The organism is Pseudomonas sp. NPDC008258 (assembly GCF_042956345.1).
GTDB lineage: Bacteria > Pseudomonadota > Gammaproteobacteria > Pseudomonadales > Pseudomonadaceae > Aquipseudomonas.
Genome location: NZ_JBIBGE010000010.1, coordinates 158,859 through 184,984 on the forward strand (window position 1 = coordinate 158,859; position 26,126 = coordinate 184,984).

Sequence of the window (26,126 nt, forward strand, 5' to 3'; positions counted from 1 at the left end):
CACAACCGTCCAGGGCGGCACGCCTATCACTTTTGCCAGTATCCGATTACCGGCGACCATGTTTCTAATATCAACGTGTCACACAACTCAGGCGCAGACCCGTGAACAAACCCACGTTCAAAAGTGATCGAAACATCACCCAAAGCAAGCGCATTCCGCCCTCAATCCTAACCTACTCGCCCTACGGCCATTTCACTTCCCTTACCCCTACGGCATTGATTCGCTATAACGCAGAGTATTGGAACTGCGAAATGCAAATTTATCATCTCGGTCTTGGCCATCGCCCGTACAGACCGCCCTTGATGAGATTTATCTCACCGGATCGACTGAGCCCGTTTGAAAGAGGGGGAATCAACACATACAGCTATTGCTCGGGAGACCCTATCAATTATAGTGACCCCAGTGGCAGGGTTCGACTATTCCAAAAACAGATCCAAAAAAAAGTTGGTCGCATCTTTGTAGGCCCCAGTAAACTCGGCAATGCTGATAGAGAAAAGCATAGAATTAAACCCCCTGTTATCCTTACGCAACGGCCCGTACTAGAAAAAGTTTCCAGCTACCTAAATGGCCCAGAAATGGAACACCTCCGCACAGCTTATCCTAGCCTAAACCGAGATTTATCAGTCCTTTCCAGTAGAAAATCCAAGACATTAATAATGCATGATGCCGCCATTCTCAAAGCGGACAGCGATTCAAGCCCATATCAACTAACCGGTTATGATTTTGCAGACGCCGAAACGTTACGAAATTATCAAGCAAATAAATTAACCCGGGATGAAGCCTTATACCTATTCGACTTGAAAATCAATGAAATTCGGGCAGGTTATCGCTTTGATATTAGTGACAGCCGAGATTATCTCATGCACATCCGAACTGATCCGACCGCCTAATATTAACTTATTGCGGAATCGGCTCTTTACGTGCCAATACATTCAGAAATTAACCAATCGCGCGCAAGTGAACCGCAAAGCGCTCGGCCAGCCACTGCGCAGCAGGCCCCAGTGGCTCATCACGGCGCCAGGCCAGCTCTGCCACCAGTGCCGGCGGGCGCCACTCGCTGTCCAGCTCGACCATATGCGCCTGATAAGTCGGGTACTGCACCACATGCCGCGGCAGCCAGGCCCAGCCCAGGCCGCGCATCAGCAATTCGGCCATGGCGTAGAAGCTGTCGGCACGCCACACCTGCGGGCTGACTGCCTCGCCGCCGGGGTAGCCGCTTTGCTGTGGCGTGATGAGGAGTTGCCGGTGGCGTGCCAGTTGCTGGCGGGTGACCCGGCCCTCACCTGCAAGCGGATGGCCGACGGCGCACACCGTGACCATCTCCACACTGCCCAGGGCGCGCCGCTCCAGTGATGCCGGCATGCTTTCATGGTGAAAGAACAGGCCCAGGTCGGCCCGCCGCTCCACCAGCTTGCGCGCCACATCCCCTTGAGCGCCACTGGCCAGTTGCACTTCCAGAAATGGAAAGCGACTGGCGAGTTCGTCCAGGCTGTCGATCACCGGCTGGTAAGGCATGGCTTCGTCCTGAGCCACCCGCAGCAACGCCTCTTGCCCGCGCATCAGTGCCAGGGCGCGGCCATCCAGGCGTTCGCACTGGCGCAGCAGCTCACGGGCGTCTTCCAGCAACGCGCTACCGTTTTCGGTCAGCTTTGGTTGCCGGCCACTGCTGCGCTCGAACAAGGTGACACCCAAGTCCGTTTCAAGCAGGGCAATTGCGCTGCTGATAGCCGACTGCGCCTTGCGCTGCTCGCGGGCCACGGCGGAGAACGAGCGCAGTTCAGCGACACGCAGGAACGTACGCAGTTGCTCAAGGTTCCACTGCTCGGCCATCAACCTATCTCCCCTATTGATAGGTAATGACTTTACCCCATCTACGTAACGTCTAGAATGCCCGACCAGTTACCGGAGGATCCCGCCATGAATGCCTACACCTACCTCGCCATCGCCATCTGCGCCGAAGTGATCGCCACCGCCTCGATGAAAGCGATGAAGGGCCTGAGCACACCATTGCCGTTGCTGCTGATGGTTGTTGGCTACGGGATCGCATTCTGGATGCTGACCCTGGTGGTACGCAGCATTCCAGTGGGGATCGCCTATGCAATCTGGTCGGGACTGGGGATTGTGCTGATCAGTGTGGCGGCGCTGGTAATCTACGGGCAGAAGCTGGATGTGCCGGCGATGCTGGGCATGGCCATGATCGTGGGTGGGGTGGTGGTGATTCAGCTGTTCTCCAAGACTGCCGGGCATTGAGGTTGGCCTCTGGATTTTGGGGCCGCTTTGCGGCCCATCGCGACACAAGGCCGCTCCCACAGGGAACCGCGTAGGCTTCAGTATTTGCACGTTTCCTGTGGGAGCGGCCTTGTGTCGCGATGGGCTGCATAGCAGCCCCCTTTTGCCCGACCCTGTATACTTGCCAGCTGTCCCAGTCTTCGAGGTACCGCCATGCCATCTGCCATTTCCACTGACGTACTGATCGTCGGCGCCGGGGTCGCAGGCCTCTGGCTCAATGCACGCCTGCGCCGCATGGGGTACTCGACAGTGCTGGTGGAGCGCGCCAGCCTTGGTGGTGAGCAGACTATCAAGTCCCAGGGCATTATCCATGGCGGCACCAAGTACGCCCTGCACGGCGCGCTGACCGGCGCCTCGGAAGCCATTGCCGACATGCCGCGCCGCTGGCGCGAAGCCTTGAGCGGCAGCGGCGAGCTGGATCTTGCCGGCACCCGCCTGCTATCCGATGCCCACTACCTGTGGTCGCCAGGCACCCTGGCCGGCAACCTGACCAGCTTTTTCGCCAGCAAAGCCGTGCGCGGCCGGGTCGACCAGGTGAAAGGCGAGCAGCTGCCGCCTGCCCTGCAAGACCGTGCCTTCAAGGGTAAGGTCTACCGCCTGGCCGAGCTGGTCATCGACGTACCCACCTTGCTGGCCAACCTGGCCGAACTGGCGGGCGACAGCCTGCTGGCCGGCGAACGCATCGAGCCGCTGCGCGAAAATGACGAACTGGTCGGCCTGCGCGTCGATGGCCGCGACATTCGTGCCCAGCGCGTCGTGCTTAGCGCTGGCGCTGGCACCGAAGACCTGCTGCACGCCCTGGGCCTGAACCAGCCAGCCATGCAAACACGGCCGCTGCACATGGTCATGGCCAAGGGCGCCAACCTGAAACCGCTGTATGCCCACTGCCTGGGCGGCGGGCCCAAGCCGCGGGTGACCGTCACCACCCACCCGGCTGCCGATGGCCAATGGGTCTGGTATCTGGGTGGCGACCTGGCCGAAGCCGATGGCGTCGCCCGCGAGCCGGCCGCGCAGATTGCCGCAGCACAAAAGGAAATCGCCAGCCTGCTGCCATGGGTAGACCAAAGCCAGGTGCGCTGGGCCACCCTGCGGGTGGACCGCGCAGAGCCAGCACAATCAGGCCTGGTGCGCCCGGACAACGCCTTCCTCGCCGACCAGGAACGCTTGCTGGTCGGCTGGCCGACGAAGCTGGCGCTGGCGCCAGACTTCAGCGACCGGGTCATCAGCCACCTGGAGCGCGACGGTATCCGCCCACAGGCCCAGGCCGACCTGGCTGGCCTGCCACGCCCGCCGCTTGGCGTACCGGCCTGGGAGCAATTGCTGCCATGAGCCTGCCTACCCTGCATGACTTCCACCGCCCGTTGGGCAGCACCGGTTTCAGGGTTTCACCGCTGGGCCTGGGTACGGTCAAGTTGGGGCGCGACCAAGGCGTGAAGTACCCCACCGGCTTTACCATCCCCGGCGACGACGAAGCCCGCCTGTTGTTGGCCCAGGCCCGCGAGCTGGGGATCAACCTCATCGACACCGCTCCGGCCTATGGCCGCAGCGAAGAACGCCTGGGCCCGTTGCTACGGGGCCAACGTGATGAGTGGGTAATCGTCAGCAAGGTCGGTGAGGAGTTCGACAACGGCCAGTCGCACTTCGACTTCACTGCCGCCCACACCCGCCGCTCGGTGGAACGCAGCCTGCGCCGCCTGGAAACCGACCGCATCGAACTGGTGCTGGTGCATTCCGACGGCAACGACCTGGCGATTCTTGAACAGCAGGAGGTCTACCAGACCCTGGCGGCGCTGAAGCAGGAAGGCAAGATCCTCGGCTTCGGCCTGTCTGGCAAGACCGTGGCCGGCGGCCTGAAGGCCTTGGAACAGGGCGACTGTGCCATGGTCACCTACAACCTCAACGAGCAGGCAGAACGCCCGGTGCTGGACTACGCTGCCGAACATGGCAAGGCCATCCTGGTAAAGAAAGCCTTGGCCAGTGGGCATGTCTGCCTGGCCCCGGGCGTTGACCCGGTGCAGGCCAGCTTTGAGCTGTTGTTCGCCCACCCGGGCGTCAGCAGTGCTATCGTCGGCACCATCAACCCGCTGCACCTGGCCCACAACGTGGCCACCGTCGCCCGTATCCTGGGCCAGCACTGAGTTACCCCCGGCCCAAGGGCCAGGCGAATGACCCGACGCAAGGAGGAGCCTCGTGGCGCGAACGCTGATCCGCAAGAACCCGAGCAACTTCAAGACACTGCCACTGCATGTCGAAGCCACACCCGATGGGCTGATCTACCAGAGCATCGGCATGCCGCTGAACTTTGCCCAGACCCAGCAGCGGCGCAAGGCTATCCAGCTGCCCGACACGCAGCGTTTCGTGGTCGAACTGGCCAACCTGGGTGTGTCGGTGCGCCTTACCCTGCATTGGCAGAACCGCGATTACTGGGTACTGGTACGCCAGCGCCGGCAAGACCGGGGCGATGTGGTGCTGAAACTGATTTCTGGCTACGTACCCGCGCAGGAGCTGAACCTGCCTTTGCACACGGCTGTACAGGAAGTGGCTGAGGAATGCCTGCTGGAAACCCCGGAAGGCTGGCTGGGCGGGCGTTTCAACGATACCTGGCTGCCCGTCCCCTACGCCGCAGCCTTGCACTATCGCGAAACACCGCACTTCTTGCTGGCTCCGGAATCCGGCGCTGCCCGGCCCGTTCACTGCGGCAACCTGATGCTGCTGGAGCGGCCGAGGGCCTATGTGCACTTGCCCACCGCTTCGCTACAGCTGATCTACGACATGCGCCTGCAGGTGCCCCGGGAAGTCAAGAAACTCAGCCTGTTCCACGTTGACGAACGGCTGGAGGGCGGGCAGCTGGTGGCGCGGCTCAACCGCAAACGGCCCGACCTGTACCTGATGCCGCTGAAGGACGGCCAGCCGCTGGCTGAGCTGTACACGCTGAAGAAGGATGAGCTGGTACCGGCGAGTACCCGCGGGCTGTACCTGGCAGAAAGCTTCGCCCGGCAGGAAGGCTGGGTAGTGAAGGATGAGCGAGTGCGCTGGAAGGACTGGGTGAAACAGAAGGGGCTGGTGGAGAGCAAGCCGGTGCAGGCGTCGCACCTGCAGCGGTTTGGTGACAAGGCACGGGCATTGCTGGAGCGGGCGCGTACCTCACTGCATAAGTAATGAATGGGGCCGCTGTGCGGCCCTTCGCGGGCACGCCCGCTCCCACAGGGTAAACGCGACTCTACTCTGTGGGAGCGGGCGTGCCCGCGAAGGGCTGCACAGCAGCCCCAACGCATCAGTTCTTGCGGATTTTCTCGACAATGGCCGTAGTCGAGCTGTTCTCGACCAGCCCCAACACCTTCACGGTGCCGCCATAGGCCTTGACGATATCGGCACCCACCACCTGGTCAATGCCATAGTCGCCGCCCTTGACCAGCACATCCGGCTTCACCTGGCTTAGCAGGTTTTCCGGCGTGCCCTCTGGGAAGCTGATGACCCAATCCACCGCACCCAGCCCGGCCAGTACCGCCATGCGCCGGTCAACGCTGTTGATCGGCCGGCCCGGCCCTTTCAAGCGGCTGACCGAGGCGTCGTCGTTGACCGCGACGATCAGACGATCGCCTTGGGCCCGCGCCTGTTCCAGGTAGGTGACATGCCCAGCGTGCAGGATGTCGAAGCAGCCGTTGGTGAAGACGATTTTCTCTTTGTGCGCCCGCGCATCATCGATGGCCAGTAGCAGTTGCTCCAGGCCCAGTACGCCGCGTTCGGAGCCTTCTTCACGCTGGATGGCACGGCGCAGCTCGGGGGCACTGATAGCAGCCGTACCCAGCTTGCCGACCACAATGCCAGCCGCCAGGTTGGCCAAGGCCACCGCGTGCGGCAGGTCCTCGCCAGCCGCAATGGCCGCAGCGAGGGTGGAGATGACGGTATCACCGGCACCGGTCACATCGAACACTTCACGCGCCCGCGCCGGCAGGTGCAACGCTGGCTGGCCCGTGCGCAGCAGGGTCATGCCGTGCTCGCCGCGGGTTACCAGCAAGGCGCCCAGGTCCAGGTCTTGCAGTAGCTGCACGCCTTTGGCAACCAGGTCAGCCTCATCGGCACAGCGGCCAACGATGGTCTCGAACTCGCTGAGATTCGGGGTGATCAGGCTGGCACCGCGGTAGATGGAAAAGTCCTTGCCCTTGGGGTCGGCCAACACCGGAATGCCCTTGGCCCGCGCCGCCTGGATCAGGCTCTGGTGGTTTTTCAGTGCGCCCTTGCCGTAGTCAGACAGGACCAGCACCTTGACGCCTTCCAGCAGGCTGTCGACCTCCGCGCCCAGCGACAGCGGGTCGGTGGCGAACGGCTCTTCGAAATCGATACGCAGCAGCTGCTGGTGGCGGCTCATGACCCGCAGCTTGACGATGGTCGGCTGGTGCGCGATGCGCTGGAACACCGAGCGCACGCCAGCAGCCTGCAGGCTGTTGGCCAGGCTGTCGGCGGCCTCATCCTGGCCAGTGACACCGATCAATGAAGCCGGTGCGCCCAGGGCGGCGATGTTCAAGGCAACGTTGGCCGCGCCGCCGGGGCGATCCTCGATCTGATCGACCTTTACCACCGGCACTGGCGCTTCAGGCGAGATACGCGAAGTACCGCCATGCCAGTAGCGGTCGAGCATGACATCGCCGACCACCAGTACCGGGGCTTGATCGAAACGCGGCATGGACAACTTCATGGGCAACCCATATGGAAATAATGAACAGGGGCAGGATATTAGCACAGGGTAGACGACGGCTTTATGGCCAGATCACCCCCGGAAAATTCCCGTGACAATCGGGGCCGCAATGGCCCCGATCAAGGTAGGTTCAGGTGATATCGGCCTTGGCCGGCTCATCCAGCCCCATGGCATGCAGGCGGGCATAATGGCCATTGGCCGCGAGCAGCTCGGCATGGGTACCGCGCTCGACCAGGCGGCCCTGGTCCATGACCAGGATCTGGTCGGCCTTTTCGATGGTCGACAGGCGGTGGGCGATCACCAGCGTGGTGCGGCCCTGCATCACATGGTCCAGGGCAGCCTGGATGTGCCGCTCGGACTCGGTATCCAGCGCCGAGGTGGCTTCGTCGAGGATCAGCAGCGGCGCGTTCTTCAGCAGCGCCCGGGCAATTGCCAGGCGCTGGCGCTGGCCACCGGAGAGCAGCACGCCGTTTTCACCCACATCGGTATCAAAGCCTTTCGGCAACCGGTCGACAAACTCCTTGGCATAGGCATCGGCCGCAGCAGCCTCGATGTCGGCGCGCGGGGCGCCGGCCAGGTCGCCATAGGCAATGTTGTTGGCCACGGTGTCGTTGAACAGGGTGACGTGCTGGGTAACCTGGGACACATGGCGGCGCAGGTTGCGCAGGCGGTAATTCTCGATTTCCACGCCATCCAGCAGGATTTGCCCTTGGTCGTGGTGGTAGAAGCGCGGGATCAGCGCCGCCAGCGTCGACTTGCCACTGCCGGAGCGGCCGACCAGGGCAATCATCTGCCCGGGCTCGGCGACAAAGCTGATATCGCTCAGCACTTCACGCTCGGTACCCGGGTAGGTGAAGCTCAGGTTGCGCACTTCAAGGCGCCCTTCCACCCGCTCCTTCTCGACGGTGCCGGTGTCCACTTCGGGCTCTTCGTCCAGCTGCTCGAAGATGCTCTCGGCACCTGCCAGGCCCTTCTGGATCGTGGAGCTGACTTCCGAAAGCTGACGAATCGGCTTGGGCAGCAGGCCGGCAGCAGTGATGTAGGCCACCAGGTCGCCAGCGGTGGACTCACCGCGCAGGAACAGTACCAGGAACATCAGTGCGGCCATGGCGCTGTAGATCACCAGTTGCAGCATTGGCGTATACAGCGAGCCGGTCTTGGTCATGCGCAGCTGTTTGTCGGTGTTGCTCTGGCTGGCCTTGCTGAAGCGCTGCTCCTCGTAAGCCTCGCCACCAAAGCTGCGCACCACGCGGTAGCCCTGGATGGTTTCCGAGGCAACGTGGGTCACGTCACCCATGGCCACCTGGATCTTCTTGCTCTGCTTGCGGAATTTCTTGCTGGCCACGCTCACCATCACCGCGATCACCGGCAGGATGGCAACCATCACAAGGGTCAGGTGCCAGTTCATCCACAGCAGGTAGGCGAACAGGAACACCACGGTCAGGCCTTCGCGGATCACGACCTTGATGGCGTCGGTCGCAGCGCCGGTAACCATGGTCACGTTGAAGGTGATGCGCGAAATCAGGTGCCCGGAGTTGTGGTTGTCGAAGTAGCGGTTAGGCAGCACCAGCAGCTTGTTGAACAATTCCACGCGCAGGTCATGCACCAGGCACAAGGACACCTTGGCCAGGAAGTAGTTGCCGAGGAACGAACCCAGGCCCTGCCACGCCGCAATCAGGATGATCAGCAGCGGTACCGCCTGCAGCAATTGCAGGTCGCGCAGGTAGGGCACGTTGGGGAACAACACCGCTTCGGGGTTGCTCAGCCCATCGACGAAATACTTGAGAATGCCGGCCAGCATCGGCTGGGTCGAGGCAAAGATCACGAAACCGACAATGCTCAGCAGGAAAATGCCAACATAGGGTTTCACATAGCTCAGCAGCCGGAAGTAGATCTTCAGGCTGGAGGTGTGCTCCGCCGGTCGCGGTGTTTCGGCCATTATCGAGCTCGCTGTTCAGGTTGAACCGGAAATTTTACCACAGGCGCCATTTTCGGCACGCCCCCATGGCAGCATCATGGCAAGGCCCACAGGTAGCCAGCTGATGAACCATTCGGCACGCGGCGTGCCGGTAAGGCTGGCGGCATCGAACTGCATGGCCAGGGTCGAGTACACCCAGAAGCCCAGCAGGATCTTGCCGAACAGCGTACCGCGTGCGCGGATGATTTCACCCAAGGTGTAGAGCCACACCATTACCCACAGGAACATGCCAGGCAGGCCCATTTCCACGGCGACGTGGGTGAACATGTTGTGGGTATGGTCGAAGTGCTTGCCGACGGCGCTCACTTCGTAGCTTGCTCCCAGACCCAGGCCGGTCCAGGGGTGCGCGGCAATCATGTCGACCACGGCGTGGAAGATTTCCGGCCGGTAGGACGAGCCACGCTTGGCAATCAGGTCGTACACCACATAGAAAGCAAGGCCGGTAACAATGGCCGCCAGGATGGCAAACACCTGGCTATGGCGGTCGCGGAACCACAGTGGCGCCATGACTACGGTAAGTACCAGGGCAAGGAGCGCGCCACGGCTCTGGCTGAGCATGGCGAATGCCCCCAGACAAACCAGTGCCACCAGCCACAACAGCTGCAGGCCACGCTGCCGAGGCGGCTCGTAAAGCAGGAACAGTACCGCTACACCGATGACGTATGCCCCCAGGATCGGGTGCGATATCTCGCCGATACCTTGAAGCCGGGTCAGCAACGGCATGCCTTGCACGCCATAGAACCGGATGGCTGAAACCAGCGCGGCAATGGCCAGCAATGCGCTACCCAGCAGTAGCAGCTGGCGAATCCTTGCATGGCCAAGCTGGGCCAACAGCGGGAACGCCAACAGGAACACCAGGATGTAGACCAGGCGTTTGATCTCACGCCCCGGGTCTTCTGCGGGGGACCAGGCCAGGCTCAACCCGCTCCACCCCAACAACAGCAGCAGGCTTATCCACAGCGCCGGCTGTCGCTTCCAGGCTTGCACCAGCACTTCGCGGGCAGACCACGCCAGAACCAGCGTTGGCAGCCACAGGAACAACACCAGCCCCTGCTGATAAATCTTGTTGCTGGGCGCCAGGGCAATTGCTGCCAGGAACCAGACCAGACCCAACCCTAACCAGGCCCGTGCCCAGTTTTTTTGATACAACATCCTTTCCCCCGATGAATCAAAGACACCATCCATGGTGCTACAGCATTATTTTCGGCATTATTGCCGGTCATTTTGCTCGCCAGACGACAAGGCTCTATTCATGCAATGCTCCCGGCTCACCCAGGTCGACTTCGATCAGCTGACACAAGGCGCACAGGTGCTTGAGGCAGACAGCCATGGCGCCAAAGTCTACCTGCTCAAGGATGGCAATTTCCTCAAGGTTTTTCGTAGGAAGCGGCTGATTTCATCTGCACTGCTGCGCCCCTACTCGCAACGCTTCGTCGATAACGCCGCACGCCTTGCGCAATTGGGCATCCCTACGCTCGAAGTGATCAGCCAGCACAAGCTCGACTTGCCTGGCCGCACCGCCGTGCTGTATCGGCCGCTGCCAGGGCGCACGCTGCTGCAAATGTCGCGCGATGAGGGCTTCAGCTGGGACACTTTCCTTCCGCAACTGATCGAGCTGGTCCGCCAGCTGCACCGCAGCGGGGTGTACTTCCGCTCGTTGCACCTGGGCAATGTGGTAGTCACCCCTGACCAGCGCCTGGGCCTGATCGATGTGGCCGACATGCGCTTCCTGCGCCCGCCGTTGTCGGCGCGCATGATCCGTCGCAATGTGCAGCACATGGTGCGCTATATCGAACGGGAGAACCTGGGCGACCGGTTCCCCCTTGCTGCCTTCGAGGCAGCCCTGCTGGCACGCTGAATCTCAGCTGCGCAGCAGGCTCTGCGAGCCGTGGCAGAACGCTTGCCAGGCCTGCTCTGGTGCCAGCGCCTGGCGTTGTTTTGCTGCTACCGCCGAGGCGCTGAGCGCCGTGCAACGCTCGATCGCCTCGGCCCAGGCGCCTTCGTCGGCAATCGGCAGGTAGCCACCGGTTTCACGCAACTGCTCGCGGAACACTTGCAGGTCGCTGCACACCACCGGCACATCAGCCATTACCGCCTCCTGCACCACCAGCCCCAGGCCTTCGGAACGCGAAGGCACCAGCAGCCAGTCGAACGCCCGATACAACTGCTGCAGGTCATCACGGTGACCGCACAGGTGAACACGACCGGTCAGACCCAGTGCAGCAATACGCTCCTGCAGCGCGACATGCTGCGGCCCCTCGCCAATGATCGCCAGTTGCAGGCCCGGTTGTCGGGTACTGGCCCTGGCGAAGGCATCGATCAGCATCTCGAAACCTTTGCTCTCTACCAGGCGCCCTACCGCACCCAACATCACCCCGGCTGGCTGCGGCAGGTGCAGGGCCTGCCGGGCCTTGTCACGGCTCAGCAAGGGTGCAGCGAAGGCCAGTGGATCGAGCGCCATGCGCAGGGTCTGTACCGGCCTGCCCAGGTCACGCTGCAGTGACTCGGCCAATGTCTGCGACACTGCAGCAATGCTCAGGCGCTCGGCTGGCAGCACACGCAGCATGCGGATATCGCTAGCGTGCAGGCGCGTCTTGCCATGGAACAGCACCTTGGCACGTACGCCGGGAAAGCCCTGCAACAACGGCAGCACCAGGCGCGCAACGCCAATACCGTCGAGCAACACGACTTCCGCCCCGGCCTCGGCCAGCGCCTTGCGAAGACGCATGCGCAACCACGGCCGCAGCAGGCGCCACAGATGACGGCCCTTCAGGGCACGTGCCGGCATGTGCCACTCCCGGGTCGAGCCGAGCCCACAGCACAGCCCGCTACCCAGCAGCAGCCAGTTACTTATCCGCGCATCGGCACCTGCATTCGACAACACTTGCCGATGAACTTTGTGGATGGACATGTACGGCGTTCCACCCGCCCACATCATATTGACGATGTTCATGGGCCCTCTCCCGCTCATGTCAGGTGGGACAGCGACTTCATTGAACAAAAAGGGTGATAACCATGCCGATAACGGCACCTGTCACCAGCGTCAATGCCAGTTTGATCCGATCACGTTGACGGCGTTTGGCCTTGCGTTCCACTTCTATGGGCAAGGTCACGTGATTACCGAATCCTGTGTGCAATACTGCATCACCTTCCAAGGTGACAGCTGTCAGATTTAACTCAGCGTAGCGCCGGGAAAGCGCCTTTTCTCCAGCATAGGCGGCAAACGGTGCACAGCGCTGATAATCGCTCAAGCGTCGCAAACCGGGGTTGAGCGAGAACGCTTGCCACTCGGCCTTGTCGGACAGCAGCGGGTAGCAAGGCACACCCGCAATCACCTGGCGGTCGCCCAGGTGGATGTACGGGCTGTGGATGGCCAGGTCGTGGGCATGGCTGCGCAGCCACACCTGCAACAGGTTGGGGCTGACGCCCAGAATGGCCCGGGAATCCTCGACAAAACCCTGGCGATAGAAATGCCAGTCGTCCTCACAGTGGAAGATGTACGGCGTCTTGACGTGGCTGTAGGCCAGGTCGATAGACGGTAACTGGCCGAGCTTGGGCCGGTTGACGAATACCTTGCAGTGGGGCTTCCAATGCTCCGGCACAGCGGCATGCACGGCATCGTCACCGGAATCTTCGGTGATGAACACTTCGCGAATGGGCGCGGTGTTGTAGCGATCGAAACTCTCAAGGGTGTCTTTGAGCAGATCGAACCGCCCACAACTGGTCACGACAAGCGTGACGTCACTCTCTTCTGAAAAGCGCACCGGACTCCCTCCGCATTGCGACTATCGGTTTTCAACAACCCGCTCCTGGGCGTGAAAACTCTTATTTAGATACCCAGCTTCAGGCGCAGCCGCTGCCACGCAGACAACGGCGGGTGGGGCCTGAGCGCCGGGCGCATGTGGTCGACGATGCTACGTCCAACTGCGGCGAAACTGAAACGGGAAACCGCCAGGTGGCGGCCATTTTCTGCAATCTGCCGGGCCAGTTCAGGGTCGGCACGCAAACGGCGCAGTTTTTCCTGAAGGGTCGGGATGTTGTCATAGAACACCACGTTGTGCATGTCCTGCAGGCCCAATGCGCGGTTTTCTTCCTCGCCCTGGTCATATGCCAGCAACACACAGCCACAGGCCATGGCTTCGAAATTCTTGATCATGTATTCGCCCATGCCGACGTCGGCACTGACGAAGAAACGGATACGGTTGAGCGTGTTGCAGTAGTCTTCACCCGACTTGGTACGGGTGACCAGCAGGTTCTCGACCTGCCCCAGCTCGTCCAGCAGCGCCTTGCGGCCGCTATAGGCCACGCTGTTGACACTGCCGACGAAGGCCAGTTCGATGTCTCGCTCGCGCCCCTGATCAGCCAGCAGTTGCTCGTCATAGCCCTTGGGCACGAACACCGCATCGAAACCTTCCCGGCGCAGGCGCTCGCTGACCATGTAACCAGAGCTGATCACCCGTGCCCATGGCAACTGGCGGTAATGGGCGCTGAACTTGCCGGTGTACTTGCACAGGATGTAGTTCTGGTAGGCGTCGTGCTCGAGGATGACCAGGTTTGGCACAGTGCGGATGAAGGCCACCTGCCGGATCTCTTGCTTGAAGCGCAGGAAGAACACGATGCGGTCATAGCGCTCGACCTGCACTTCACGCTTGAAATAGCGGCGCAGGTTGCGCTGGTCTTCGCTGGTCAGCCAACGCAGGTCGCACTCGCAATTGGCCGCGACGCCATCGTACAGGCGGTCGAGAATCGCCCGCTGTTCCTTCTGTACCAGAAATAGGACTTTCATAACTTTCCTTGGGCGCTCGGCGCCATCGCGGTCAACCATTGGCGCGTGCCTACAGCTCACGTCGCCAGAACAGTTCGTGTCGGCGCACAGCTTTGCGGAAGAACTCGTTCTCCCCGTAAGGCGACGGGCGCCGACCAGCCAGCCAACGTTGCAGCAGGCGGCGCAACCGGCGCTTGAACGGTGCTGGCGGTTGCAGGTCATGCATCATGCCCAGGGCCATGGCTTTGTCGCGCTGGGTAGCCAGGTCCAACACCAGGCTGCAAGGGGCCCAGGCCTGGGCTGCGCTCAACTGTGGCGGCAGGGCCACGCCATCGCCGCTGTCACCCATGGGCCAGCGGTCGTTGTCGTGCAGGTGGTTGGCGTAGCACAGCAGCGTTTGTGGCTGCCAGGCCAGGCCTTGCAGGGCTTCCAGCACGGCTGCCTGGGCGCAGATATGGTCGGGGTGTGGATCGAGCTGCGGATGCGGCATCACCAGTACTTCTGGCCTGGCCATTTCCAGCAAGGCGCGCAGGTCGGCCAGCAGGTTGTGCCAGGTTGGCGCGCCATCGCTATCGGCCGGCAGTGGGAACGGGTTGAACTGGCGGAACACGCGGATATCGGCAAGGTCGGCTTCACGGGAAGCAGCCGGCTGATCGGGCGCAGCCTGCATGGCTGGCAATTGCAGGCAGAAGTAGCCCAGTTGCACGCAACGCGCTTGCGGCACACCGGCCCAGCGCGGTACAGCGATACTGTCCCAGGCGCGCAGGCGGCCCTTCAGGCGAGCGGCCTCGGCTTTTTCCAGGCCCATCTGCTGGTAGTGCCCGGCTTCGATTTCACCGGCAGTCAGCGTCACAACCCAGGTTTCATCAGCCTTGCTGTAAAGGCCGTACGCGGCCAGCTCGGCGTCGTCGGCATGGGGCGCAATCACCATCACCCGGCGCCGTTGCAATTCGACCGCCGGGGTTATCCACAGGCGCGGCTGGCCGAGCAGTCGGCAATAACGACCCCGCAAGCGCAACGTACCGGCTTGCAGCGGCGCGGCCAGGCCGGTCAGGTTGAGGAAACGCACACCACCGACGCCACGCTCGAAGGTTTGTCGGTCGGCTTGATCGGCAGCCGTCAGCTCGACCCGAGGGTCAAGGAACCGCCCCAGCCAACCGCTTTTTACCCGCAGTTCAAGAATAAGGGTTTCGTCGCCCCGCAATGCGCAGTCAGCATTGAGCCGGCCCTCATGCAAGCTGGCAGGCACCTGATGTGTCTGCTCACCGAAGTCGTAGGCGTAGTCCTCGGCCGGGGCATAGAACAGGTGGTCGGCAAACCACGCCTCATGGGCAGCCCAGAGCAGCGGCAACAGCAGCAGTGGCAGCCACCACCAGGTGAAAACACCCAGGCCCACCAGCGCAACAAGGCCTGCCAGCAGGCCGAGGCGCTTGTTGCGCCGGTGGCGCTTGAGCAACTGCTGCTTGCGGCTCACGCCTGGTACACCGGCACAGGGTTGCACCAACGGTCCTTGTACTCGCGATCGGCGCGGCCGAACGAGAAGCGCAGCGGCTTGTTCCGCGCACGGGCATCTTCCCAGGCTGCCTGGGTATTGAGGAAGCTCAGCACGCTGCCAGGGCTGAAGGCCTTGGTTTCAGGGTCGACACCGCCGTTGATGTACTCGACGCTGACCCATTCCGGCGCTTCGACGCGGTACACCAGCTGAATGGCAATCGGCTTGCCGTCCAGCAACAGCACCGAGCCGATCAACAACTCGCGCAGGCGCTCCAGCACCTCGGCCATGCGCTCGGCACCGGTGGCCGGGAAGCCCCAGCGGCGCTGGAACAGGTCGCAGTACATGCTGGCGATTTCCTGCGCACTGAAATCGCTGATCGGGCGTACCACGCCACCCGCCTCTTCCAGCAGGCGCAGTTCGCGGCGCTGGTTGTAGCGGAACTTCTTCGACAGGTCTTCGGGTGCCCGGGCCATGGCCAGCTGCTCCTTCTGCGCCTTGAGGCCACTGAAGCGGCCTTGGTTCAGCTCGGAGAGGTAACGCACGGTATGGCGCAACGGTACAGCGGCATCAGCCGCCGCTGGCAGGATGATTTCGGCATTACCGAGGTCGAACAGGGCTTTTTTGCCGGCACGCTTGAGCACGTCCTTGGCCAGCGCCAGGTGTCGCCCCCAGGTCGGAATGGCGGCTCTCAGCTCGCCGGCCTGGTACCAGCCCAGGTAACGCACCGGGAGCTGCGCCAGGTCGGCCAGTTGCTCGACCACCAACGGATGGGTGGCGACACTGCCTCCAAAACGCGCCCACGCCTCGGCATACGCCTTGGCATCGATAGCTTGCCAGCCGCGCTCGCGGAAGGCCTGGATACGATTGAGCATCAGGCCTGCCCCACCAGCGCACGTACTTGCGGCAGCTGCCAGAAGGCCTCGCGCACCGCCTGGTCGGAAAAGCGTTCATGCAGCCGTCGCAGCATGTGGCCGGCACACGCCTGATGCTGTTCAGCATCCAGCGCGGCCATATGCTTCAGGCCCTGAGCCAACTGGGCAGCATCGCCTAGCGGGAACAGCACACCCACACCCTCGACTACCTCACGGGCCCCGCCGCAGGCCGTGGCCAGCACCGGCACGCCAGCGACCATGGCTTCGAGCAGCACCATGCCGAACGGCTCGTGGTCGGAGCTCAGGGCGAACACGTCGAAGGCCTGGAAGTAGCGGCGCGCATCCGGCACCTGGCCCAGGAAATCAACTTGCCCGGCAATGCCCAACTCGGCGGCCAGGGCCTTGAGGTCGGCCTCCAGACGGCCTTTGCCGAGGATCGCCAGACGGGCTCCCGCTGGCAACCCGGGCAGCGCCTGGGCAAAACCACGCAACAGCGTGGCCTGGTCCTTGTCCGGGTGCAGGCGCCCGACGTTTCCGACGATCCACGCCTGCGCATCCAGGCCCAGTGCCCGGCGCGCTTCGGCACGCGGCACCAGGGCCGCTTGCAGGGCGTCGATGTCGATGCGGTTGTACAGGGTCTGGATGCGCTCGGCCGGCCACTGGGGCAGGCAACGGCGCATGTCGTCACGCACCGCGTCCGACACACCCAGCAGGCTCAGGCGCTTGCTGAACAGGTTGGCGAACAGCCGACGGCCTTTGCGCTCATAGTCGCCAAAGGCATGGTGCACGCCAATCACCGGCAGGCCGGTACCCAGCAGCGCCACGTAGATCGGTTTGAAGCGGTGGGCGATGCAGAAGGCGAAATTGCGCTCGGCCGCAATGCGCCGCAAGGCACGGATGGCACCGAGCTTCAGGCCACGCACGGCCTTGGAGCTGAACTCCAGGAACAGCACCTCGTCCGACGCGCAGCCGGCCGCTACCTGCGGGTCGGCGGCGCCGGTCAGGAAAACCGTGGTGACCTGGTAGCCACGCCCCTGGAACAGGCTGGCGTATTGACGGGCACAATCCAGGAAAGGCCCGTCATAGCCATGGCAGAACTGCAGGATGCGCGGTTCAGAGCGGCTGGTCATAGGCGGCGGCGCCGTCCTTCACGACCAGGATGTCTTCCATGATCAGGTACTGCAGGTCCGAGCCGAAGAACATGTTCAGGGCATCGGTCGGCGAGCAGATCATCGGCTCACCGCGGCGGTTCAGCGACGTGTTCAGCGACACGCCGTTGCCGGTCAGGTCTTCCAGCGCCTTCATCATGTCGTAGTAGCGCGGGTTGTACTCGCGCTTGAGCACCTGGGCACGGGACGTGCCGTCCTCGTGTACCACTTCAGGCACGCGGGTTTTCCACTCTTCAGCCACTTCGAAGGTGAAGGTCATGAACGGCGCCGGGTGGTCGACCTTGATCATCTGCGGGGCGACGGTGTCGAGCATCGACGGGCAGAAAGGTCTCCAGCGTTCGCGGAACTTGATCTGGTGGTTGATGCGGTCAGCCACGCCTTCAACGCTCGGGCAGCCGATGATCGAACGGCCACCCAGTGCACGCGGACCAAACTCCATGCGGCCCTGGAACCAGGCCACCGGGTTGCCGTCGACCATGATCTTGGCGATTTGCTCTGGCATGTTGTCGAGCTTGCGCCACTTCGGCGCGTTCGGGTGACGGGCGCAGGCAGCGATCACGTCTTCGTTGGAGTACGACGGGCCGAGGTAAACGTGCTCCATCTTCTCGACCGGCACGCCACGGGCGTGGGAAACATAGGCTGCGGCACCCACAGCAGTGCCGGCGTCGCCGGAAGCCGGCTGGACGAACAGCTCTTTCACGTCCGGGCGGGCGATGATCTTCTGGTTCAGTTTAACGTTCAGCGCACAGCCGCCAGCGAAGGCCAGCTTGCCGGTTTCACGCAGGGTGTCGCCCAGGTAGTGGTCGATCATCTGCAGCGCCAGCTTCTCGAACAGCGCTTGCATGCTGGCCGCATAGTGAATGTATGGCTCGTCGGCGATATCGCCTTCGCGCTTGGGGCCCAGCCATTCGATCAGCTTCGGCGAGAAGTAGAAGCCCTTGCCCTTCTCTTTATAGCGGCGCAGGCCGATGACGTTGGCGTACTCGGTGTTGATCACCAGTTCGCCGTTTTCAAAGCTGGCCAGGCGCGAGAAGTCGTACTTGCTGGCGTCGCCATACGGCGCCATGCCCATGACCTTGAACTCGCCGTCGAGCATCTCGAAGCCGAGGAACTCGGTAATCGCGCCGTACAGGCCACCCAGGGAATCCGGATCGAAGAATTCCTTGATCTTGTGGATCTTGCCGTTTTCGCCGTAGCCAAAGAAGGTGGTGGCGTATTCGCCTTTACCGTCGATGCCCAGGATTGCGGTTTTTTCCTTGAAGCCCGAGCAGTGGTAGGCACTGGAGGCGTGGGCCAGGTGGTGTTCGACCGGCTCGATCTTGACCTTTTTCGGGTCGAAGCCCAGCTGCTCCAGGCACCAGACGATCTTCTTGCGGTAGCGCTTGTAGCGACGGTTGCCCATCAGGATGGCGTCGAGGGCGCGATCCGGGGCGTACCAGTAACGCTTGGCATAGTGCCAGCGCGCCTTGCCGAACAGGCTGATCGGGGCGAACGGGATGGCAACCACGTCGACGTCGGACGGCTTGATGCCTGCCTGCTCCAGGCAGAACTTCGCCGACTCGTAGGGCATGCGGTTCTTCGCATGCTTGTCACGCACGAAGCGCTCTTCTTCGGCGGCGGCAATCAGCTTGCCGTCAATGTACAGGGCCGCGGAAGGGTCATGGCTAAGGGCGCCGGACAGGCCAAGAATCGTCAATGCCAAGGGATTAGCCTCTTCATTCGGTAAAAATGCGCCAGCGGCCTCTTGGGCGGGTGGCGGCTAAAGGGCGGGATTATAACGCAAACATCAGTGGAGGCACTGCTTAACCTGTGGGAGCGGGCGCGCCCGCGAACACCGGCAACGCCGGTGCCATGCACCGCAGCGCCTGATTCGCGGGCACGCCCGCTCCCACAGGGTTTCCAAGACAGTGGTTTACTCGGCGATCAGCCAGTCCATCCGGTAGCTACCAGCAGTCTGCGCCAGCTCCTTGGCCAGCCACGGCAGCAACTCCTTGAGCTCTTCCTCCAGCCCCCACGGCGGGTTGGCAATGGCCAGGCCCGAACCATTAAGCCCCTGCGGGCTGTCCTGGTGGTGCACATACAGCTCGACCCGCAGCAGTTTCGGCGCACCTGTGCTGGTCAGGTCCTGGTAGTAACGCGTCAACGAGCGCTGATCCTTGATCGGGTACCAGATGGCCGCGACGGTCTGGCGCATGCGGCCAATCGCCTCTTTCATGGCATTGGTGCAGCGTTTGAGCTCGTCGGCCTGCTCGAACGGCGGATCGATCAGCATGATTGCGCGCTTTTCCTGCACCGGCAGCAAGGCCCGCGGCACATGCCAGCCCTCGCCCAGGTGCACGGTCACGCGCGGATCTTTTTTCATGTTTTCTTTGAGCAGCGGCCCGTCTTCGGGGTGCTTCTCGTTGAGCAGGGCCCGGTCCTGCTGGCGCATCAGGCGGCGGGCCAGCTCCGGCGAGCCGGGGTAGTAGCGCAGCTCGCCGTCGGCGTTCAGGCGCTTGATGACACGCAGGTAATCGGCCGCCATGGCTGGCAGGTCATCGCGATTCCACAGGCGGGCGACGCCTTCCAGGTATTCGCCGGTGCGGGTTGCCTGGTCGCCTTGCAGGTCGTACAGACCAAGCCCTGCGTGGGTATCGATGTAGGCGAACGGCTGCTCCTTGCGCGACATCAGGGCGATGAGGCGGGTCAGCACGATGTGTTTGAGGACGTCGGCGTGGTTGCCGGCGTGGAAGGCGTGACGATAGTTCATGGCAACTCCTGCGAAGGCGGCAAGTTTACCTTGCCTTGCAGGCGGAGTCAGGCCTGGCTGTCGATCGGCGCTGGCTTCTTCGCGGGTTTGCCCGCTCCCACAGGGACCGCACTGGTTTCAGGCTCAGTGCAAATCCTGTGGGAGCGGGCGAGCCCGCGAAGCAGGCGCCGCCGACTCAACCGGTATTACTTGTCAGCGTGATACGCCGCATCAGCCGTTTCAAAGCGCTGCACCATCGCCTGCGATGGGCTCCCCAGCTTGCTCACCACGAAGATGGCAATGCTCGCCAGCAGGAAGCCCGGGATGATTTCGTACAGGCCCCAGACATCGATCTGCTTCCACAGGATCACGGTCAGCGCACCGACCACGATACCGGCCAGCGCGCCGTTACGGGTCATGCCTTTCCACAGCACCGAAATCAGCACCACCGGACCAAAGGCAGCACCGAAGCCAGCCCAGGCGTAGGCCACCAGGCCCAGCACGCGGTTTTCCGGGTTCGCGGCCATGGCGATGGCGATCAGGGCGACGGCCAGCACCATCAGGCGTCCGACCCATACCAGCTCAAGCTGCGAAGCGTTCTTGCGCAGGAATGCCTTGTAGAAGTCTTCGGTCAGGGCGCTGGAGCACACCAGCAACTGGCAGCTCAGGGTGCTCATCACCGCCGCCAGAATGGCCGACAGCAGCACACCGGCAATCCACGGGTTGAACAGGATCTTCGCCAGCTCGATGAACACGCGCTCGCGGTTCTCGGTAACCGGGCCAGCCAGGTCAGGGTTGGCCGAGAAGTAGGCGATGCCGAAGAAGCCCACGGCGCAGGTACCGGCCAGGCACAGGATCATCCAGGTCATGGAGATACGGCGGGCGTTGGCGATCGACTTCACCGAATCGGCCGCCATGAAACGCGCCAGGATGTGCGGCTGGCCAAAGTAGCCCAGGCCCCAGCCCATCAGCGAGATGATACCGATGAAGGTTGCACCCTTGAGCATGTCGAAGTTGGCCGGATTGACCGCTTCAATGGCCAGGAAGGTGGTGTCGAAGCCGCCGGTGGAGATCAGCACGATGATCGGCGTGAGGATCAGCGCAAAGATCATCAGCGAGGCTTGAACGGTGTCGGTCCAGCTCACTGCCAGGAAACCACCGACGAAGGTGTAGGCGATGGTGGCCGCGGCACCAGCCCACAGGGCGGTTTCATACGGCATGCCGAAGGTGCTCTCGAACAGACGGGCACCGGCAACAATGCCGGAGGCGCAATAGATGGTGAAGAACACCAGGATAACGATCGCCGAAATGATTCGCAGCAGGCCGCTGTTGTCTTCGAAGCGGCTGGAGAAGTAGTCCGGCAGGGTCAGTGCGTCACCATTGTGCTCGGTCTGCACCCGCAGGCGGCCGGCCACGAACAGCCAGTTCAGGTAGGCACCGACGGTAAGACCAATGGCGATCCAGGCTTCGGACAGGCCGGAGAAGTAGATGGCACCCGGCAGGCCCATCAGCAGCCAGCCACTCATGTCGGAAGCGCCGGCAGACAGCGCGGTAACCACGCTACCCAGGCTGCGACCGCCCAGAATGTAATCGGAAAGGTTGTTGGTGGAGCGATAGGCGGCGAAGCCGATCAGCACCATTGCCGCAATGTAGATCACGAAGGTGATCGTTAGTGGATTGCCCATGCGTGTGCCCTGGCGTTTGTTTTTATCTCATGCACAACCGCAGCGATGGCGGTTGCACCCAGGCGGCGAATCCTATGCAACAACGCAAAGCAGGTGCAACCATTTTTCATTTGCAAGTTGCACCTGCCCGTGCATTTTTCCATAAAGCCGCTTTTTTGCTCCTTTTTGGAGCATAGACGTCGTTTTTAAGACAAAACCGTGCCAAAAACGACCCTTCGCCAGGTGTGGAAATGTCTGTCAGACGAGTTGCACCTTGTTCCTGAAAAATTCGGGTTGCACCTGGTTGCACCCGAATTGTCCTACAGGCTAATCTTGGCGTCAGCTTAGGCCACAGCCGTGGCAATAACGAGGATAAGAAATGGCGACGACCACCCTTGGGGTCAAACTCGATGACCCTACCCGCGAGCGACTCAAGGCAGCAGCGCAGTCGATTGACCGCACGCCGCACTGGTTGATCAAGCAAGCGATCTTCAACTACCTGGAGAAGCTCGAGGGTGGTGCCACCCTGACCGAACTCAACGGTCATGTCAGCAACCTGGCCGATGACGCCGGCGAAGTCCAGGCCGACCACAGCCACCAGTGCTTCCTCGAATTTGCCGAGAGCATCCTGCCGCAATCGGTACTGCGTTCGGCGATCACCGCCGCCTACCGTCGCCCCGAGCAGGAAGTGGTGCCCATGCTGCTGGAGCAGGCGCGCCTGAGCGCCCCGCTGGCAGAGGCCACCAACAAGCTGGCGGCCGGCATCGCCGAAAAACTGCGCAACCAGAAGAGCGCTGGTGGCCGTGCCGGTATCGTCCAGGGCCTGCTGCAGGAATTCTCCCTCTCGTCCCAGGAAGGCGTGGCGCTGATGTGCCTGGCCGAAGCCCTGCTGCGTATCCCCGACAAAGGCACCCGCGATGCGCTGATCCGCGACAAGATCAGCACCGGCAACTGGCAGCCGCACCTGGGCAACAGCCCGTCGCTGTTCGTCAACGCCGCCACCTGGGGCCTGCTGCTGACCGGCAAGCTGGTCAGCACCCACAACGAATCCGGCCTCACCTCCTCGCTCACCCGCATTATTGGTAAAAGCGGCGAGCCGATGATCCGCAAGGGCGTCGACATGGCCATGCGCCTGATGGGCGAGCAGTTCGTGACCGGTGAAACCATTGCCGAAGCCCTGGCCAACGCCAGCCGCTTCGAGGCCAAGGGTTTCCGCTATTCCTACGACATGCTCGGCGAAGCGGCGCTGACCGAGCATGATGCACAGAAGTACCTGGCCTCCTACGAGCAAGCCATCCACTCGATCGGCAAGGCCTCCCACGGCCGCGGCATCTATGAAGGCCCGGGCATCTCCATCAAGCTGTCGGCACTGCACCCGCGCTACAGCCGCGCCCAGTACGAGCGTGTGATGGAAGAGCTGTACCCGCGCCTGCTGTCGCTGACCCAGCTGGCCAAGCAGTACGACATCGGCCTGAACATCGACGCCGAAGAAGCCGACCGCCTGGAGCTGTCGCTCGACCTGCTTGAGCGCCTGTGCTTCGAACCGTCGCTGGCCGGCTGGAACGGTATCGGCTTTGTCATCCAGGCCTACCAGAAGCGCTGCCCGTACGTGATCGACTATGTCATCGACCTGGCCAAGCGCAGCCGCCACCGCCTGATGATCCGCCTGGTAAAAGGCGCCTACTGGGACAGCGAGATCAAGCGCGCCCAGGTCGAAGGCCTGGAAGGCTACCCGGTGTACACACGCAAGGTTTACACCGACGTGTCCTACGTCGCCTGCGCCCGCAAGCTGCTGGCCGTGCCAGAAGCCATCTACCCGCAGTTCGCTACGCACAACGCCCATACCCTGTCGGCCATCTACCACATTGCCGGGCAGAACTATTACCCGGGCCAGTACGAGTTCCAGTGCCTGCACGGCATGGGCGAGCCGCTGTACGAGCAAGTGGTCGGCAAGGTTGCCGACGGCAAGCTGAACCGCCCGTGCCGTGTGTATGCGCCGGTCGGTACCCACGAAACACTGCTGGCCTACCTGGTACGCCGCCTGCTGGAAAACGGCGCCAACACCTCGTTCGTCAACCGCATCGCCGACCACTCGATCTCCATCCAGGAACTGGTTGCCGACCCGGTCGCCAGCATCGAGCGCATGGGCACCCAGGAAGGCAACATCGGCCTGCCGCACCCGCGCATCCCGCTGCCGCGTGAACTGTATGGCAGCGAGCGGGCCAACTCGGCCGGTATCGACATGGCCAACGAACACCGCCTGGCGTCGCTGTCCTGCGCCATGCTGGCCACCGCCCATAACGACTGGAAAGCCGCCCCGCTGCTGGCCTGCGCCGCCAGCGAAAGCGCTGCCGCACCGGTGCTGAACCCGGCTGATCTTCGCGATGTGGTAGGCCATGTACAGGAAGCCACCGTTGCCGACGTCGACAACGCCATCCAGTGCGCACTGAACGCCGCGCCGATCTGGCAGGCCACCCCGCCAGCCGAACGTGCCGCCATCCTGGAACGTACCGCCGACCTGATGGAGGCCGAGATCCAGCCGCTGATGGGCCTGCTCATCCGCGAAGCCGGCAAGACCTTCGCCAACGCCATCGCCGAAGTGCGTGAGGCCGTGGACTTCCTGCGCTACTACGCCGTGCAGGCGCGCAACGATTTCAGCAACGACGCCCACCGCCCGCTGGGCCCGGTGGTGTGCATCAGCCCGTGGAACTTCCCGCTGGCGATTTTCACTGGCCAGGTGGCCGCAGCCCTGGCTGCCGGTAACCCGGTGCTGGCCAAGCCCGCCGAGCAAACCCCGCTGATCGCCGCCCAGGCCGTGCGCCTGCTGCTGGAAGCCGGCATTCCCGAAGGCGTGCTGCAACTGCTGCCTGGCCGCGGTGAAACCGTCGGTGCCGGCCTGGTGGGCGATGAGCGCGTCAAGGGCGTGATGTTCACCGGTTCCACCGAAGTGGCCCGCCTGCTGCAGCGTAACGTCGCCGGCCGCCTGGACAACCAGGGCCGCCCGATCCCGCTGATCGCCGAAACCGGCGGCCAGAACGCCATGATCGTCGACTCCTCGGCCCTGACCGAGCAGGTGGTGATCGACGTGGTGTCGTCGGCCTTCGACAGCGCCGGCCAGCGTTGCTCGGCATTGCGCGTACTGTGCCTGCAAGAAGACTCCGCCGACCGCGTGATCGAGATGCTCAAGGGCGCCATGGCTGAAAGCCGCCTGGGCTGCCCGGACCGCCTGGCCGTGGACATTGGCCCGGTGATCGACGCCGAAGCCAAGGCCGGCATCGAGAAGCACATCCAGGGCATGCGCGAGAAAGGCCGCCCGGTCTATCAAGTGGCAATCGCCGATGCCGCAGAGATCAAGCGTGGCACCTTCGTGATGCCAACGCTGATCGAGCTGGAAAGCTTCGACGAGCTGAAGCGGGAAATCTTCGGCCCGGTGCTGCACGTGGTGCGTTACAACCGCCGCAACCTGGACCAGCTGATCGAGCAGATCAACAACTCCGGCTACGGCCTGACCCTCGGCGTGCATACCCGCATCGACGAGACCATCGCCAAGGTGGTGGAAACCGCCAACGCCGGCAACATGTATGTCAACCGCAACATCGTCGGTGCAGTAGTGGGTGTGCAGCCGTTCGGTGGTGAAGGCCTGTCTGGCACCGGCCCGAAAGCCGGCGGCCCGCTGTACCTTTACCGCCTGCTGTCGACCCGCCCGGCCGACGCGATTGGCCGCCACTTCCAGCAGCAGGATGGCGAAGGCAAGCCGGACCGTACCCTGCACGAACAGCTGATCAAGCCGCTGCACGGTCTGAAGGCATGGGCCGAGAGCAACCAGCTGGCCGATCTGGCCGCGCTGTGCAGCCAGTTCGCCAGCCAGTCGCAGAGCGGCATCGCCCGCCTGCTGCCAGGCCCGACCGGCGAGCGCAACAGCTACACCATCCTGCCGCGCGAGCACGTGCTGTGCCTGGCCGACAACGAAACCGACCTGCTGGCGCAGTTTGCTGCGGTGTTGGCGGTCGGCAGCTCGGCCGTATGGGTTGACGGCGAGCCGGGCAAGGCCCTGCGCAGTCGCCTGCCACGTGAGCTGCAGGCCAAGGTGAAGCTGGTGGCGGAATGGACCAAGGATGAAGTGGCGTTCGACGCAGTGATCCACCATGGCGACTCGGACCAGTTGCGTGGTGTGTGCCAGCAAGTGGCCAAGCGTGCCGGTGCGATCGTGGGTGTGCACGGGCTGTCCAGCGGCGATCACCAGATTGCGCTGGAGCGGTTGGTGATTGAGCGGGCGGTGAGTGTGAATACTGCCGCTGCGGGGGGGAATGCCAGCTTGATGACTATTGGCTGAGGCTGAGGGTTGTTGACATGGAAGGGAGAGCTTGGCTCTCCCTTTTTTATGGTTCTTCACGGATTGCCGGGAAAGTCATTCTTGATCTTCATGAAAAAGAACTCGCTGTCCCGGTAGCCGTAAGCCATCCGCTTGAT

Annotated in this window: 20 protein-coding genes; 7 read left to right on the plus strand and 13 right to left on the minus strand. The window is 62.7% G+C overall.

What is annotated here, in order from left to right; translation table 11 throughout:
• Positions 1-101 precede the first annotated feature (101 nt).
• Positions 102-890, plus strand: coding sequence for an RHS repeat-associated core domain-containing protein (locus ACFY9W_RS10870; protein WP_391129560.1), 789 nt, complete (start codon positions 102-104; stop codon positions 888-890).
• Positions 891-939: 49 nt separating this feature from the next.
• Here the strand turns inward: ACFY9W_RS10870 and ACFY9W_RS10875 are convergent, their stop codons facing one another.
• On the minus strand, positions 940-1,830 hold the full coding sequence (locus ACFY9W_RS10875) for a LysR family transcriptional regulator (RefSeq protein WP_105946333.1): 891 nt from the start codon (positions 1,828-1,830) through the stop codon (positions 940-942).
• A gap of 87 nt (positions 1,831-1,917) precedes the next feature.
• Between ACFY9W_RS10875 and ACFY9W_RS10880 the strand changes: the two genes are divergently transcribed.
• The 4 genes from ACFY9W_RS10880 (at position 1,918) to ACFY9W_RS10895 (ending at position 5,448) form a co-directional block, all read left to right on the plus strand.
• Positions 1,918-2,250, plus strand: coding sequence for an SMR family transporter (locus tag ACFY9W_RS10880; RefSeq protein WP_391129563.1), 333 nt, complete (start codon positions 1,918-1,920; stop codon positions 2,248-2,250).
• Positions 2,251-2,442: 192 nt separating this feature from the next.
• Entirely contained in the window at positions 2,443-3,618 is a 1,176-nt protein-coding gene (locus ACFY9W_RS10885; RefSeq protein ID WP_391129566.1) for an FAD-dependent oxidoreductase, read from the plus strand.
• Positions 3,615-4,427, plus strand: a complete 813-nt coding sequence (locus tag ACFY9W_RS10890; RefSeq protein WP_391129569.1) for an aldo/keto reductase — start codon at positions 3,615-3,617, stop codon at positions 4,425-4,427. The genes ACFY9W_RS10885 and ACFY9W_RS10890 overlap by 4 nt, the downstream gene beginning before the upstream one ends.
• A 52-nt stretch (positions 4,428-4,479) precedes the next feature.
• Positions 4,480-5,448 carry a metal ABC transporter ATPase gene (locus tag ACFY9W_RS10895; protein WP_391129572.1) on the plus strand — a complete coding sequence of 323 codons (969 nt, stop codon included), beginning with the start codon at positions 4,480-4,482 and terminating at the stop codon, positions 5,446-5,448.
• Positions 5,449-5,563: 115 nt separating this feature from the next.
• Here ACFY9W_RS10895 and hldE read toward each other — a convergent pair whose 3' ends face one another.
• From hldE to ACFY9W_RS10910, 3 genes are all read right to left on the minus strand, one after another.
• Entirely contained in the window at positions 5,564-6,985 is a 1,422-nt protein-coding gene (gene hldE, locus ACFY9W_RS10900) for a bifunctional D-glycero-beta-D-manno-heptose-7-phosphate kinase/D-glycero-beta-D-manno-heptose 1-phosphate adenylyltransferase HldE (protein WP_391129575.1), read from the minus strand.
• Positions 6,986-7,115: 130 nt separating this feature from the next.
• Positions 7,116-8,924, minus strand: a complete 1,809-nt coding sequence (gene msbA, locus ACFY9W_RS10905) for a lipid A export permease/ATP-binding protein MsbA (RefSeq protein ID WP_391129578.1) — start codon at positions 8,922-8,924, stop codon at positions 7,116-7,118.
• Positions 8,925-8,939: 15 nt separating this feature from the next.
• A complete protein-coding gene (locus ACFY9W_RS10910) occupies positions 8,940-10,115 on the minus strand; it encodes an O-antigen ligase family protein (RefSeq protein ID WP_391129581.1) in 1,176 nt (391 codons plus the stop codon).
• Positions 10,116-10,215: 100 nt separating this feature from the next.
• Between ACFY9W_RS10910 and ACFY9W_RS10915 the strand changes: the two genes are divergently transcribed.
• A complete protein-coding gene (locus ACFY9W_RS10915; protein WP_391129584.1) occupies positions 10,216-10,821 on the plus strand; it encodes a toluene tolerance protein in 606 nt (201 codons plus the stop codon).
• Between the two features lie 3 nt (positions 10,822-10,824).
• On the opposite strand, the gene ACFY9W_RS10920 is transcribed toward ACFY9W_RS10915, so the two are convergent.
• The 9 genes from ACFY9W_RS10920 to putP form a co-directional block, all read right to left on the minus strand.
• A complete protein-coding gene (locus ACFY9W_RS10920) occupies positions 10,825-11,916 on the minus strand; it encodes a glycosyltransferase (RefSeq protein ID WP_391129587.1) in 1,092 nt (363 codons plus the stop codon).
• 37 nt (positions 11,917-11,953) lie between these two features.
• Positions 11,954-12,727, minus strand: coding sequence for a glycosyltransferase family 2 protein (locus tag ACFY9W_RS10925; RefSeq protein WP_391129590.1), 774 nt, complete (start codon positions 12,725-12,727; stop codon positions 11,954-11,956).
• A 65-nt stretch (positions 12,728-12,792) separates the two neighbouring features.
• Complete coding sequence (locus ACFY9W_RS10930) at positions 12,793-13,749, minus strand: glycosyltransferase (protein WP_391129593.1); 957 nt, start codon at positions 13,747-13,749, stop codon at positions 12,793-12,795.
• 49 nt (positions 13,750-13,798) lie between these two features.
• Positions 13,799-15,202: a PIG-L family deacetylase gene (locus ACFY9W_RS10935; protein ID WP_391129596.1), complete on the minus strand. Its 1,404-nt coding sequence runs from the start codon at positions 15,200-15,202 to the stop codon at positions 13,799-13,801.
• Complete coding sequence (locus ACFY9W_RS10940; protein WP_391129599.1) at positions 15,199-16,095, minus strand: GNAT family N-acetyltransferase; 897 nt, start codon at positions 16,093-16,095, stop codon at positions 15,199-15,201. Before ACFY9W_RS10940 ends, ACFY9W_RS10935 begins: the two co-directional genes overlap by 4 nt.
• Complete coding sequence (locus ACFY9W_RS10945) at positions 16,095-17,225, minus strand: glycosyltransferase (RefSeq protein ID WP_391129602.1); 1,131 nt, start codon at positions 17,223-17,225, stop codon at positions 16,095-16,097. Before ACFY9W_RS10945 ends, ACFY9W_RS10940 begins: the two co-directional genes overlap by 1 nt.
• On the minus strand, positions 17,209-18,966 hold the full coding sequence (locus tag ACFY9W_RS10950; protein ID WP_391129605.1) for a carbamoyltransferase C-terminal domain-containing protein: 1,758 nt from the start codon (positions 18,964-18,966) through the stop codon (positions 17,209-17,211). The genes ACFY9W_RS10945 and ACFY9W_RS10950 overlap by 17 nt, the downstream gene beginning before the upstream one ends.
• A gap of 210 nt (positions 18,967-19,176) precedes the next feature.
• Positions 19,177-20,013 carry a 23S rRNA (adenine(2030)-N(6))-methyltransferase RlmJ gene (locus ACFY9W_RS10955; protein WP_391129607.1) on the minus strand — a complete coding sequence of 279 codons (837 nt, stop codon included), beginning with the start codon at positions 20,011-20,013 and terminating at the stop codon, positions 19,177-19,179.
• A gap of 185 nt (positions 20,014-20,198) precedes the next feature.
• The gene (gene putP / locus ACFY9W_RS10960) at positions 20,199-21,677 is read right to left on the minus strand and encodes a sodium/proline symporter PutP (RefSeq protein ID WP_391129610.1); all 1,479 of its coding nucleotides are present in this window, start codon (positions 21,675-21,677) and stop codon (positions 20,199-20,201) included.
• 358 nt (positions 21,678-22,035) lie between these two features.
• On the opposite strand from putP, the gene putA reads away from it, so the two are divergent.
• Positions 22,036-25,989 (plus strand): trifunctional transcriptional regulator/proline dehydrogenase/L-glutamate gamma-semialdehyde dehydrogenase, encoded by a 3,954-nt coding sequence (gene putA / locus ACFY9W_RS10965; RefSeq protein ID WP_391129613.1) that lies wholly within the window; start codon positions 22,036-22,038, stop codon positions 25,987-25,989.
• Positions 25,990-26,126 lie beyond the last annotated feature (137 nt).